Source organism: Sphingobacterium sp. UBA5789 (assembly GCF_002418355.1).
Classification (GTDB): Bacteria; Bacteroidota; Bacteroidia; order Sphingobacteriales; family Sphingobacteriaceae; genus Sphingobacterium.
In genome coordinates, this window is record NZ_DIDX01000001.1 from 60970 (window position 1) to 74002 (window position 13033).

A 13033-nucleotide genomic window follows, 5' to 3' on the forward strand; every position below is an offset into this window, starting at 1 on the left:
CCACTTACTTAAATTACTTTTATGAAAAAACACGCATTAGGCCTGCTTATCTTAATAGGCCTAACATTGACCACTCAGGCACAACAAGCCGTTACTTTAAAAATCAAACCATCCCTTAACAAACCATCCATAGTCAAAATGGAGGTCAAGACAGATGTGGACGGACCTCAAAGTGTATTAATGAATATGTCCATGAAAATGGAAATGACACCAAAAAGTATAGAAGGGGAAAAGATTACTATCGAAACCCTTACCAAAACGATAAAAGCTGAAATCAATGCAGATATGATGACGCTGAATTACGATTCGGAAAAAGAATCCACTGACGAAATGGGAAAAATGCTGAGTGAACAGTTTGCACCTATACTTGGCAAAACAATTACGACTGTAATGACAAACTCAGGAAAAGTGCTGGATGTATCCTTTCCGACAGAACTGGGACAAAGCATAGATAAAAACTCTTTTAATAATATGGCAACAGCCTTGCCCGATCATCCTGTAAAACCAGGAGATACATGGGATAGTGAAATAGAAAAAGGGGAACTTGTTCCGAAAATCACAACGAAATCAACATTTAAAGAAATATCGGATAGTGGCTACGTTATTGATATTGCAGGGAATGTATTCGGGGATGATGACTCTCAGATAGGAACGATAACCGGAAACTATATCTTAGATAAAACCACTAATCTGACCAAAAGCTATATCCTGACAACAAGACTTGAAGTACAGGGGACAAAAGTGACTACAGAAGTCACTATGAATACCTTATAAATAACAAAAGGCTCACCGAATGGTGAGCCTTTTGTTATTTATACGTAAATGCATTATGCATTAATCTCTTCTTTATATTGATCTGCAGACAATAAAGCGTCTACATCAGCAGCATTGCTCAATTTAACACGAATAATCCAACCTTCGCCATAGGCATCCGAGTTAACCAATTCAGGAGAAGCATCGATAGCTTCGTTTACTGCTAATACAGTTGCAGTAACGGGCATAAACAGATCTGAAACTGTTTTTACAGCCTCTACTGTACCGAAAACTTCATTTGCAGGCACTTCTTCGCCTACTGTGTTGATATCCACAAATACGATATCGCCTAGTTCGCGTTGTGCAAAGTCTGTAATACCAATTACGGCTTCATCTCCTTCAACACGAACCCATTCGTGATCTTTCGTGTATTTTAATTCTGCTGGAAAATTCATAATCTTAATTTTTTCTCAAAAATAGAATTATAACATGACATTACAAAATATTAAAGATGCCCTTTATATATGATTAAAGTTGTATTTTTAGAATATGAATGCACAGATTGAAAAGTTGTATGCCCTTGCTCAAAAGCAGGAACGGATGATTATAGGCCTAATGTCTGGAACATCACTGGACGGATTAGATGTTGCACTATGTAAGATTTCCGGTTCAGGAAGCAATACACGTCTGGAACTTGTAGCTTTTGAGACTATGGATTACGAACCTCAATTCAGAACGTATGTAAGGGAAGTGTTTTCAAAGCGCACTATTGATCTGCAAACCTTATCCGGGCTGAATGCCTATGTTGGTATTGTGCACGCTAAGCTGATCAATCAGGCGTTGCAGCAATGGCATATGGATGCTTCTCAGGTGGATATTATTGCCAGTCACGGGCAAACCGTATATCACGCTCCTCAAAGTCTGACTCATGACACGCGCCTGCCGAATAGCACATTACAGGTCGGCGATGGAGATCATATTGCTGTAATGACCGGCATTATTACACTTTCAGATTTCAGACAAAAGCATATTGCTGCCGGGGGAGAAGGAGCTCCTTTAGCGGCCTACGGAGACTACCTGCTATTCACCGATAAGACTGAGAACAGAATATTACTTAATATTGGTGGTATTTCGAATTTCACATTCCTGCCGCATACAGACAGTACCTATGAAGCATATGCAACAGATCTGGGTCCTGGAAATACCATGATGAATCAATATATGAAGGAATATTTTGATGAAGAAATGGATACAGACGCACATGTGGCCCGCTCCGGAAAACCTGATCAAAAATTATTGGAAGAATTAAGTAAAGAACCTTTTCTCCTGCTGGATTTTCCAAAAACAACAGGGCCGGAACTTTTTAATCTCGAGTATTTACATCATTTACAGGAATTGTCAGATACCACAGCCCTCTCTCATGAAGACGTGATGGCTACACTTTGTCATTTCTCTGCAAACACTATTGTTGCCGCTATTTTAAAACAATGCGAAGATCTTCAGAATATTGCTGTATACATCAGCGGAGGAGGACTGCATAATCCCTTACTCGTAGAATTAATAAAAGCAGGTTTACCAGATTATAAAATAACATCTTTCGAAGAGCTGGGACTTAATCCGGATGCAAAAGAAGCGTGTCTGTTTGCATTACTGGCAAACGAGACACTTGTTGGAAAGCCGGATCATGTCAATCAGATCAAAGATTCACCTGCTGTTTGTATGGGCAAAATAAGCCTGCCAGTCTAATCGTTGTCGATCGCCTGATGTATATAGGTTTTAAAGGCCAGCATGCTGTGTGCGGCCTCAATCACCTTGTCCAGTGCATCAGAAGCAATCAGCTCTTTATCTGTAAACTTACGATAGAGAATAAAGCTCTTTAATTTAAGGATCTCTATCTCCGGATGCGAAGCATCATATCCTGCAGGAGGTCTTACCAATTTATCTTCTGCAGACAGGTCTGATGCTTTCCACTGATGATCTTCCAATGCTTTATAAAACCCTTCAGCATTATAATCAATCTCCTGACGGATGGCATCCAGATGCTCTTTATTTGGTCTCCAGTATCCCACTCCTAAAAAAGACTTACCCGGCTCTATATGTAAATAATATTCCGGCCCGTCCAGTTTACGCCCGTCAACAGATATCCCGGCACTGAACCAGGTTTTGTAAGGCGTTTTATCGTTTGAAAAACGAGTGTCCCGATAGATCCTGAACAAACACTTGCTCTCTGAAATATCGGTGTGAATATGAGGATCAAAAGCAGATAATGCATCAATAATGCCACGGATAAATGCTTTTACATTAGCCAGAGAAGCCTCATAAAGCTCTCTGTTTTCCTGAAACCATTCCCGGTTATTATTTGGACGAAGAGCCTCCAAAAAAGAAAAGGTTTGTTTTTCAATCTTAGCCATAACGAAAATAGAGTTTAAACTAACAACAAAAATATATAGACTAACGGAGCTGCAATAAGCACACCGTCAAACCGGTCCAGAAAACCACCATGTCCGGGCATGATCTTACCTGAATCTTTGACATCCAGACTTCTCTTAAGCATAGACTCAACAAGATCTCCCAATGTCCCGAAAACGCCAATTGTCAGCGCCACGACAACCCATTGCCATTTTTCAATAGACCCGAAATACTGTTCCAGATTGAGCGCAACCACTACTGCAAGCAGTACACCTCCGATAAATCCTTCCCAGGTCTTGTTTGGAGAAATCCGCTCAAAAAGTTTCCGCTTTCCAAAACTTCTCCCTGCCAAATAAGCTCCTGTATCATTAGACCATTGAAGAATCAGATACCCTAAAGGAATATAAAAGTTAAATTTCCCGTTTACAAAAGCCAGGCCTATCAGTGTTAAAAACGGGACAACAGTGTACACGATTCCACTGATAGTATAAGATATATCGTGGAAAGGAAATTTACGGTTTTGGTATAGAGCCGCAATATAGATCCATAAAAGAAAAGGAACGACCAGCAGAATAAACCGGAAAGACCAAAATTCCAGATAAGCTCCTCCGCCTGTAACCATCAGAACCAGTCCGGTCAATAACCCGATAGTCTTATCTGGTTTGATATCATCAGAAGTTACCAGTTTATAAAATTCATGAAGGCTTGCTACACCCAGTAACGCAAAGAAAGCCACAAATACCTCTTTACCTAACAGGTGAGACCCGACAAGGATAATAACAAAGAAAACACCTGTAATAGCTCTTGTCTTCATGATTAGTTTTCTTCCGGATTAAGTTCTTCGATCAATGCATTTGCCTTCTCTACATCATTTACATTGACATAAAGCTCTATCTTACCAAACAGATAAGAAGAGTCCTGCTTATTGAGAACAACAGCATTAACCTCATTTTCTAAAAGCATCTGCTTTACAATTTCACTCTGGATCGCATTCGTATACGTCTTGATCTTTACCCAGTCTTTTTCCATCGTTAATCTTTCTTGAATAGTTGTAAATTATAAATAACAATACCGTTGTTGCCGCTATACTCCCGATATAAATATACCATGGATAAGTTTCAGCAGTACTCATCTCCTCAAAAGTTTTCCCTTCTCTGGAATAGTAAAAGCCAAAAATGGTAGCTGTAGCATTGTTGATAAAGTGTCCGAATATAGGGACCCAGATATTATTACTCCAGATCAGGAGATATCCGAAAAATGCTCCTAAAAACATTCTTGGGAAAAATCCGTAAAACTGAACATGTATGGCACTAAAAATTATAGCCGTTACCCAGATCGCAAGATGCTGATTTTTGAAAAGACGAAAAAAACTCGTTTGGATTACCCCTCTGAAAAACAATTCCTCACAGATTCCGGGCAATAGGGCAAGAATAATCAGATTAATAAACAAACCCCACCACGACGTTTTCATAACGATACCAGACATCATGGAGGCCGCATTGTCTTCCTGTTCCCGCATCCAGGATTCGATGCCTTTCAGAGCGTCCGGCAGAACCATCTCTGCATTCCATTCTGCAATCTGACTCATCAAAGGGATAAAAGCAGTCATCGTAAGCAATACCAGTACAAAATAGGTGAGGCGTCCCCTCTTTTGTAAAGGAAAGTAATTTATCTGACGCTGTTCGGCCTGTAAAAGAAAATAAGCCGGTAATCCGAATGTAGCAATACTGCTTACAGCTAATAACAAATTGCTGAAAACCGGATTACTCATGATCGAAGAGCCCGATTTGAGCACGTCAAAACTTCCGGAATAAACAGCATATATAAACATGACTATTCCCTGCAGCGTCAAACTGCAAGCCAGGCTAATAATAATCAATAATAGCATAGATACAACCGGCGTATGAATAGGCTTTGTTAATAGCATTTGTTATTGTAAAAATAATAATGATACTGTATTCTCTTAATCTCAAAAATTTGTTAAAGATAGGCAATATCAGTAGTTTGCACGTTCAATTTTACAAATACTGCGGATTTTTCCCGCAAACACCTAATTCTTATGGAAAATAGAAGAGATTTTATTAAAAAGGCCGCGTTATTAACGGGTTCCTTTGGTCTTTTTAATAGCCTGCCCGGATCTATTCAGGCAGCACTAGCTATTGAGCCGGCGGCCGGATCCACATTCTATGACGCAGAGCATATCGTACTACTGATGCAGGAAAACAGATCTTTTGATCACAGCTTTGGTACCTTAAAAGGTGTGCGTGGATTTAATGATCCCAGAGCAATCCAGCTGCCCAATAAAAATCTGGTCTGGTTACAGCAAAATAAAGAAGGTAAAACGTATGCTCCATTCCGGCTGGATCTGCAAAATTCGAATGCAGCCTGGACAAGAGATCTTCCGCATTCCTGGGAAAACCAATCTGCTGCACGCAATAAGGGAAAACACGATAACTGGCTGGAGGCCAAACGTTCGGGAGTAAAAGAACAAAGAGATATTCCACTGACACTGGGTTACTATTCCAGAGCTGATATTCCATTCTATTATGCTTTTGCAGATGCCTTTACGATTTGTGATCAGCATTTCTGTTCTTCTATAACCGGAACTACCACTAACCGCCATTTCTTCTGGACAGGAAAATGTGTCCCTAAAAAGGGAGAAAAGCCGCTTGTGCGTAATTCCGATATCTATTTTAATCAACTTGCTCACTGGAAAACTTTTCCTGAGCGGCTGGAAGAAAATAATATCAGCTGGAGAGTCTATCAAAATGAGGTCAGCATCCAAAATGCGCTTGAAGGAGAACGCGAACCCTGGTTGGGCAATTTTACAGACAATAATCTGGAGTGGTTCGCGCAATATAATATACGGTTCAAGAAAAGCCATACCGATTTCTTAAAAATACGTGTAACGCAATTACCTGCAGAAATTGCGGAATTGGAAACACAGATAAAAAATACAAAGGCTGCTGATAGCCAAAAATTACAGAAGAACTTAAAGAACAAAATTCAGCAACTCGAGAGCTATCAGTCTGCATTAAAAACATACAGTGCTGAGAACTTTGCTGCATTAAGCAATTTTGATAAAGCGCTTGTAACGAAAGCCTTTCAAACAAATGAAGGAGATCCGCACTACCACGAAATCGAAACGGTATCAATGGATGATCAGGGAACATCAAAAGATATTACGGTTCCTAAAGGAGATGTACTATATCAGTTCAGAGAGGATGTCAAATCCGGAAAGCTGCCTACAGTTTCCTGGCTGGTTGCTCCACAAAACTTTTCTGATCATCCGAGCGCACCGATGTACGGCGCCTGGTATGTTTCAGAAGTGCTGAATATATTGACGCAGAATCCTGAAGTCTGGAAAAAAACTATTTTTATCCTTAACTACGATGAAAATGATGGTTATTTTGACCATATACCTCCTTTTGTTGCGCCTAATCCAAATGATCCTGCATCGGGCCGAACCTCTGCGGATCTGGACTATAGTGATGAATATGTAACACGCGAACAAGAGATTGCAGCCGGTGTATCAGAGCAAAGTGCAACTGAAGGCCCTGTCGGCCTGGGGTATCGCGTTCCATTGGTCATTGCTTCACCATGGTCTAAGGGAGGCTGGGTTAATTCCGAAGTATGCGATATTACCTCTACTATTCAATTTATGGAAACATTCCTGAATAAAAAGTACAACAAGCAAATCTTTGAAAGTAATATAAGCTCATGGAGAAGAGGTATTACCGGCGATCTGACTTCGGCTTTCCGTCCTCAAACGAATAAAAGTACATCTTCTCCGGATTTTCTTGACCGCAATGAACAAATCCTGAGAATAGATAAAAGCAAATCACTGGACTATCCGAAAAACCACCATGCGCTGTCCTCTTCAGAAATAGAAACAGCAAACAGATCTCCGGCTACGAGTCCGTTTTTACCTAAACAAGAATCTGGTATAAAAGAATCCTCTGCATTAGCATATGAGTTGTATGTAGATGCTGAGATGACTGCATCTAAAATAAAACTTCGATTTAATGCCGGAAAAAATATATTTAAAGACAACGCATTAGGCTCGCCTTTCAATGTGTATTCCGGGCCTTCCTATAATGACGGTGTTAGCTACTGGCCTTTTGCTACTTCAGCCGGAAATCAGGTAGATTTTGAATGGAATCTTGCCGACTTCAAAGACAACTATGACTTACGGGTATATGGTCCTAACGGATTTTTAAGAACCTTCAAAGGCAATCAAAGTTCACAATTATTAGACGTAACCTGTGAATATGAATTAGATAAGAAAGGTATTCCGACTGGCAATATCAACCTCAGGATTAAAAATACAGATGCGAATAAAACACGACCTGTAATTGTATCTGCACAGATCTATCAACAGCTTCAGGAGAAAATAAGCCTGAAGCCCAATCAGGAAAAAATCATTTCTATCAATGGGAAAAAATCGTTTAACTGGTATGAAGTTAAGGTTTTATTAGCTGATGATCCGAACTTTGAACGTGGTTTTGCCGGAAGAGCAGAGACAGGTACTTCCTCGATGACAGATCCTCAGATGGGACGTGTTATTTAACGAAAAAGGGCTGAAGATTAAACTTCAGCCCTTTTCACTCGTTCTATTAATTTACTCTGACCGGATCTGCCGGTTTACGCATCTGCTGATACGGATATGTTTTCATCTCTTCCAACAAGATCTGTATCGTTTTCTCCAGTTGCGGATCACGACCCTGCAGCACTTCTTTTGGAGTCTGCTCCACAAAAACATCAGGAGCAACACCTTCATTTTCGATAATATAATTTCCTTTCAGATCGAATATCCCAAAGTTAGGAGAAGTTACCCTTCCGCCATCCAATAGAATAGGGTAGCCACTGATACCTACTAATATGCCCATAGTCGTACGTCCAACCAGCTTTCCTAAGCCTTTATGACGAAACATATAAGGCATCATATCGCCTCCTGATCCTGCATTTTCATTAATAATCATTGCCTTTGGTCCGTAAATACCATTTCCGGGTGTAGTAAAGCTCTTTCCGTCGCGTATACCCCAGCCAGCGATCAGATCACGGGACAGCAGATCGATGACATAGTCGGCTACCGATCCTCCACCGTTGTTACGCTCATCCAATAACAGGGCTTTCTTATCCATTTGAGAGAAATAGTATCTGTTGAACGATGTATATCCTTCTGATCCGGTATTCGGCATATACACATACGCAATCTGGCCTTTACTAAGTTCATCTGTACGTTTTCTATTACGCTCTACCCATTCTGTCTGGCGTAAGTTTATTTCATCACTGAAAGGAATCGGCTTCACGACAACCTCTTTTGCACCAACAAGGGATGGTTTACTATTCACCATAATGACCGTTTGCTTTCCTGCTGTTTGATTGAATAAACTATAAATATTCATATCAGCAGTCAGTTCCACTCCATTTACAGAGACAATAAACATACCTTCCGAAACCTCTATCCCCGGCTCAGCTAATGGTGCCTGCAGCTCAGGATTCCACTCCATACGGGTATAGATCTTACTTATCTGATAACGGTTGTCAACTATTTTATAGTCCGCACCCAGCATTCCTACATTCACAGACGGAGTTCTTGGCTGATCTCCCGGATAGATGTAACTATGACCAACAACCATCTCACCCATCATTTCATTCAAGAGATAAGACAGGTCCGAACGATGGTTCACGTACGGCAGAAATTTCTCATATTTACGCTTTACCGCATTCCAGTCTGCACCATGCATATTCTCAACATAGAAATATTCTTTTTCCATTGCCCAGACCTCATTGAATACCTGCTTCCATTCAGCAGCAGGATCTACAAGCTGTTTAACATTATCAATCTTTAGTTTACCGTTATCAGGAATAGGCTTTTGGTTAGAATTCACAATAAAATATGACCCGCCTAAACTGTACATCAGCTTTTTACCATCTGCACTAACCTCAAATCCACCGGCACCCTCTACAAATACTTTATCTTCCAGCTTCTTTAAATCATATGCTCCGATAGTACGTCCGCGTTGGTAAAGCAGCATATCTTCCACTCTTCCATCCAGTTTATAATAGCCTGCAGGTAACGGCAAAGCGACAATACGATTAGAAATCTGATCAAATTCGACTTTTATATTTTTGACTTTCGGTTCTTCTTTCTTTTCCTCTTTTTCTTCTTTTTTCTTCTCTTCTTCCTTTTCTTTATCCTTACCAACAGCTTCTTCATCACTTTCCAGTTTAAACGGAGAAGGCGTATCCTTAGCTAAAATAAAGGCATAAATGGTATAATTAGGGGAACGCTCATAGGCGGACATATGCAAGCCCGAGTTTGTCAGCCCGGTATTGGTACTAGCCGTAAAAAACAGGTACTTTCCGTCTCTGCTGAATGTAGGCTGATGCGTTTCAGACATACCATCCGTAATCTGCTGACTTTGCTTTGTATCCAGATTATACATAAATACTGCCGATACAGTATTCGGTAATGTTTTGATGTAAGATATCCATTTAGAATCCGGGGACCATGACGGTTCAAAATAATTGCCTGTTCTGTTAGTATGCGATCCCAGGACATCATCATCAACTTTTGTCACTTTCTTCGTGTCAATATCTACATAATACAAGTTGAGATGGGCATCATTAAAGAATAGCTTTTTGCTGTCCGGAGACCAGATCGGATCAAAATAGAAGTAATAATCTCCCAGTGATATATAAATAGGGTCATTTTTGGCCATCTGATCTCTCAGCACCAATTCATATTTTCCCCTTGCGTCAGACAGATAAGATATCCATTTTCCGTTGGGTGACCAATTCGGAAAACGCTCATGAGAGCCTGGTGAAGAGGATATATTTCTTGCATCACCTTTTTCCTTAGGTACTGTGAATATTTCGCCTCTTGCTTCAAAAATTGCCCGCTGACCCGTAGGAGAGACATTCCAATTGCGGATACCTTCGGATATATTGGTATAATGAGGGCGCTTATACGTGTTATCTGCAAAGATCTGAACAGGGATATGAGAAGTCTTTTTACTTTTAATATTGAAGGTATAGATCTTACCTTCAGCTTCATAAATAAGATCATCACCGAAGCCGTTCAATGTCCGGATGTCGTATTCCTTGCTATTGGTAAGTTTCTCTGTTTTCTTGGTTTTTGTATCGTAGCTGAAGATATTCACGATTTTATCTCTATCTGACAAAAAGTAGATCTTATCTCCTAACCATATAGGCTTAACATTATTACTTTTTTCTCCGGGTACGATTTCAATATCATTTGTTTTATTATTGAAAATCCAGATCGAAGGCATACCTCCACCTCTGTATCTTTTAAAAGCTACAACTTCGCGTTCCGTAGGGTCGGAATTTTTTAAATATGCCCAATAATTACCGTCAGGAGAAGGGGAGCCTTCAAAAGCTGTCGGCATAGGAAGAGCTTCGTCTTTTCCTTTGTTTATATTGATTTTATAGAGTCTGGAGCCCAATGAATACTGAAACTCCTGTGTACTTGTAAAATAGAGTTCCTGGTTATTAATCCACCCTCTCATAACATCTGCTGCAGGATGATACGTAATTCGTTTAGGTTCACCTCCAGCAACAGAGATGGTATAAACATCGACATTACCATCATAGTTACCTGTAAAAGCAATCTGCTTTCCGTCGGGTGAAAACATTGGGTTTCTTTCTACATCGGGGTTGACTGTAAGTCTTTTAGGATTACTGCCGTCTCTTCCTGCGATCCAGATATCGCCTCCGTATACAAAAGAGATGTGATTTTGACTAATGCTGGGGTTTCTCAACAACAGTGTTTCCTGTTGTTGTCCCTGAGCTGCTGTAGCTGAAACTACAGTGAGAATGATACTATTGAAATAGAATCTTAGCTTTTTATTCATAAAGTAGGAAATATGCTATTAAATTTTTGTTGTAAAACAGCATGAAGATACGGCTATGAAATCTTATTTACAAAAAAAGCGCTGAGATTATCAGCGCTTTAACATTTTTTATCGTAAATCGAAATTAAACCATTTCGCCTTCTACTTCCAGTAGGATTCCTTCGTCAACGATTACACGTCCGCAGTGCTCACAAATAATGATTTTTTTGCGTTGGCGAATTTCAGATTGCATCTGTGCAGGGATCTTATTGTGACATCCTGAACAGCTGTCGCGATCAATAGAAACTACAGCAAGACCATTTTTGAATGAATTACGAAGTCTGTTGTAGACATTCATTAAACGATCTTCAATGTTTTTTTCTGCTGCTTCAGCATTCTTCAATAACGTATCTTCCTCTTTTTGAGTTTCTGCCGTAATTGTATCCAGCTCTTTTCTTTTTCCTTCAAGCTCAGTCTTATTGTAACCTAAGGTTTTTTCTGTGCTTTCGTACTGTTCAGTCTTGTTACGGATTTCAAACTCATATTCTTTGATTCGTTTTTCACAAACCTGAATTTCTAAGCCCTGAATTTCGATCTCCTTAGTGATAGCATCATATTCACGATTGTTTTTAACTTCGTTCAGCTGACCTTCATATTTCTTGATGGCCCCCTGAGCGTCCTTAATCATGTTTTTGCGCTTTACGATAGAATCTTCCAATTCATCCAGATCCGTTCTGATTTTCTCAATACGGGTTTCTAATCCTGCGATTTCATCTTCAAGATCAGCTACTTCGATAGGCAATTCACCTCTGATTTGACGAATTTTATCGACTTTAGTATGTATGGTTTGCAAAGACCATAATGCTTTCAATTTTTGTTCTACAGTTTGTTCCATTAACAGTAGTATTTTATTGGATTTGTGTCTGTTTCCGTTATTAGGACTGCAAAGTTAGCAAATTTATTCCGAATAATCTCTAACAATAATTCTTGCGTAAATTGTTCACTTTCAAAATGTCCCGTATCTGCAATGACTATCTGACCTTCAGCATCAAAAAACTCGTGATACTTATAATCTGCCGTAACAAAAAAATCTGCTCCTGATCTTTTTGCATCAGCAAGCAAAAAGCCTCCTGCACCCCCACATACTGCTACCCGAGACACTTCTTTGCCTCTCAATTCAGTATGACGAATGACTGTAAGATTGAGCTTTTCTTTCAAGTATTGCAGAAAATCTATTTCACTCATCGGTTCGGATAAATTTCCTATCACTCCAGACCCTATAGTCTGATAATTATTCTGCAATGTAACAATATTATACGCAACCTCTTCATAGGGATGACTTGCATACATGGCTACGAGGATCTCACGCTCTTTTATTTGTGGGTAAATAACTTCTATTTTAGTCTCTTCAACCCTTTCCTGCTGACCGATCTCACCAATAGCGGGTTCAGCACCTTCCAATGGTCTGAAGGTTCCGTATCCGGCACTGTTGTAGCTACACTGGTCATAATTACCAATATTGCCTGCTCCTGCATCAAAAAGAGCCGTCCGCACAAGCTCCACATGTGTTCTCGGTACGTATACAACCAGCTTATTTAACAGATTCTTCTTTTGCTTTAATATAGCTGTATTTTCCAGATGAAGCTTCTCCGCAATTTTTGAACTGACCCCACCAAAGATATTATCCAGATTGGTATGAATAGCATAAATAGCTATATTATTCCGGATAGCCTTAATAATCACTCGCTCCACATAATTGGATCCGGTAAACTTTTTCAAGCCCCCGAATACAATAGGGTGGTGCGAAATAATGATATCACATCCTTCAGCAATAGCTTCATCCACAACAGCTTCGGTGCAATCTAAGGAGATTAATGCACGGTGAATCTCATCTCCGGGATTACCCACTAGCAGACCAGAATTATCATAAGATTCCTGATATGCCAAAGGAGCTATACTCTCTAAATAGTTTGTTAGTTCAAATATTTTCATTCAACTCTTATTTGCTTTAC

Annotated in this window: 11 protein-coding genes; 3 read left to right on the forward strand and 8 right to left on the reverse strand. The window is 39.8% G+C overall.

The features are described from left to right. Positions 1-21 precede the first annotated feature (21 nt). On the forward strand, positions 22-774 hold the full coding sequence (locus B4B65_RS00270) for a DUF6263 family protein (RefSeq protein ID WP_293912286.1): 753 nt from the start codon (positions 22-24) through the stop codon (positions 772-774). Between the two features lie 53 nt (positions 775-827). Here B4B65_RS00270 and gcvH read toward each other — a convergent pair whose 3' ends face one another. Further along, positions 828-1208, reverse strand: coding sequence for a glycine cleavage system protein GcvH (gene gcvH, locus B4B65_RS00275; RefSeq protein WP_293912288.1), 381 nt, complete (start codon positions 1206-1208; stop codon positions 828-830). Positions 1209-1302: 94 nt separating this feature from the next. Here gcvH and B4B65_RS00280 point away from each other — a divergent pair, with 94 nt between their 5' ends. Beyond that, a complete protein-coding gene (locus B4B65_RS00280; RefSeq protein ID WP_293912290.1) occupies positions 1303-2499 on the forward strand; it encodes an anhydro-N-acetylmuramic acid kinase in 1197 nt (398 codons plus the stop codon). On the opposite strand, the gene B4B65_RS00285 is transcribed toward B4B65_RS00280, so the two are convergent. The 4 genes from B4B65_RS00285 to B4B65_RS00300 are packed head-to-tail and all read right to left on the reverse strand — an operon-like array spanning position 2496 to position 5089. Then, complete coding sequence (locus tag B4B65_RS00285; RefSeq protein WP_293912293.1) at positions 2496-3164, reverse strand: DUF2461 domain-containing protein; 669 nt, start codon at positions 3162-3164, stop codon at positions 2496-2498. The two genes, B4B65_RS00280 and B4B65_RS00285, sit on opposite strands and share 4 nt — an antisense overlap. Positions 3165-3178: 14 nt before the next feature. Further along, entirely contained in the window at positions 3179-3976 is a 798-nt protein-coding gene (locus B4B65_RS00290) for a phosphatidate cytidylyltransferase (protein ID WP_201681015.1), read from the reverse strand. A 2-nt stretch (positions 3977-3978) separates the two neighbouring features. Further along, positions 3979-4191, reverse strand: coding sequence for a putative signal transducing protein (locus B4B65_RS00295; RefSeq protein ID WP_236582337.1), 213 nt, complete (start codon positions 4189-4191; stop codon positions 3979-3981). Continuing rightward, positions 4139-5089: a CPBP family intramembrane glutamic endopeptidase gene (locus B4B65_RS00300; RefSeq protein WP_293912297.1), complete on the reverse strand. Its 951-nt coding sequence runs from the start codon at positions 5087-5089 to the stop codon at positions 4139-4141. Before B4B65_RS00300 ends, B4B65_RS00295 begins: the two co-directional genes overlap by 53 nt. Before the next feature lie 132 nt (positions 5090-5221). Between B4B65_RS00300 and B4B65_RS00305 the strand changes: the two genes are divergently transcribed. Beyond that, complete coding sequence (locus B4B65_RS00305; RefSeq protein ID WP_293912300.1) at positions 5222-7732, forward strand: phosphocholine-specific phospholipase C; 2511 nt, start codon at positions 5222-5224, stop codon at positions 7730-7732. 46 nt (positions 7733-7778) lie between these two features. Here the strand turns inward: B4B65_RS00305 and B4B65_RS00310 are convergent, their stop codons facing one another. The 3 genes from B4B65_RS00310 to B4B65_RS00320 form a co-directional block, all read right to left on the reverse strand. Then, the gene (locus tag B4B65_RS00310) at positions 7779-11042 is read right to left on the reverse strand and encodes a S41 family peptidase (RefSeq protein ID WP_293912303.1); all 3264 of its coding nucleotides are present in this window, start codon (positions 11040-11042) and stop codon (positions 7779-7781) included. 124 nt (positions 11043-11166) lie between these two features. Continuing rightward, positions 11167-11916, reverse strand: a complete 750-nt coding sequence (locus B4B65_RS00315) for a zinc ribbon domain-containing protein (RefSeq protein WP_293912306.1) — start codon at positions 11914-11916, stop codon at positions 11167-11169. Continuing rightward, the gene (locus B4B65_RS00320; protein ID WP_201681020.1) at positions 11916-13013 is read right to left on the reverse strand and encodes a Nif3-like dinuclear metal center hexameric protein; all 1098 of its coding nucleotides are present in this window, start codon (positions 13011-13013) and stop codon (positions 11916-11918) included. The genes B4B65_RS00315 and B4B65_RS00320 overlap by 1 nt, the downstream gene beginning before the upstream one ends. Between the last annotated feature and the right edge of the window lie 20 nt (positions 13014-13033).

Excerpts from the sequence above, each read along its gene's own strand:
- B4B65_RS00295 (WP_236582337.1), bottom strand. The coding sequence starts at position 4,191 with ATGGAAAAAGACTGGGTAAAGATCAAGACGTATACGAATGCGATCCAG.
- B4B65_RS00300 (WP_293912297.1), bottom strand. The coding sequence starts at position 5,089 with ATGCTATTAACAAAGCCTATTCATACGCCGGTTGTATCTATGCTATTA.
- B4B65_RS00305 (WP_293912300.1), top strand. The coding sequence starts at position 5,222 with ATGGAAAATAGAAGAGATTTTATTAAAAAGGCCGCGTTATTAACGGGT.
- B4B65_RS00280 (WP_293912290.1), top strand. The coding sequence starts at position 1,303 with ATGAATGCACAGATTGAAAAGTTGTATGCCCTTGCTCAAAAGCAGGAA.
- B4B65_RS00315 (WP_293912306.1), bottom strand. The coding sequence starts at position 11,916 with ATGGAACAAACTGTAGAACAAAAATTGAAAGCATTATGGTCTTTGCAA.
- B4B65_RS00270 (WP_293912286.1), top strand. The coding sequence starts at position 22 with ATGAAAAAACACGCATTAGGCCTGCTTATCTTAATAGGCCTAACATTG.
- B4B65_RS00290 (WP_201681015.1), bottom strand. The coding sequence starts at position 3,976 with ATGAAGACAAGAGCTATTACAGGTGTTTTCTTTGTTATTATCCTTGTC.
- B4B65_RS00310 (WP_293912303.1), bottom strand. The coding sequence starts at position 11,042 with ATGAATAAAAAGCTAAGATTCTATTTCAATAGTATCATTCTCACTGTA.
- gcvH (WP_293912288.1), bottom strand. The coding sequence starts at position 1,208 with ATGAATTTTCCAGCAGAATTAAAATACACGAAAGATCACGAATGGGTT.
- B4B65_RS00285 (WP_293912293.1), bottom strand. The coding sequence starts at position 3,164 with ATGGCTAAGATTGAAAAACAAACCTTTTCTTTTTTGGAGGCTCTTCGT.
- B4B65_RS00320 (WP_201681020.1), bottom strand. The coding sequence starts at position 13,013 with ATGAAAATATTTGAACTAACAAACTATTTAGAGAGTATAGCTCCTTTG.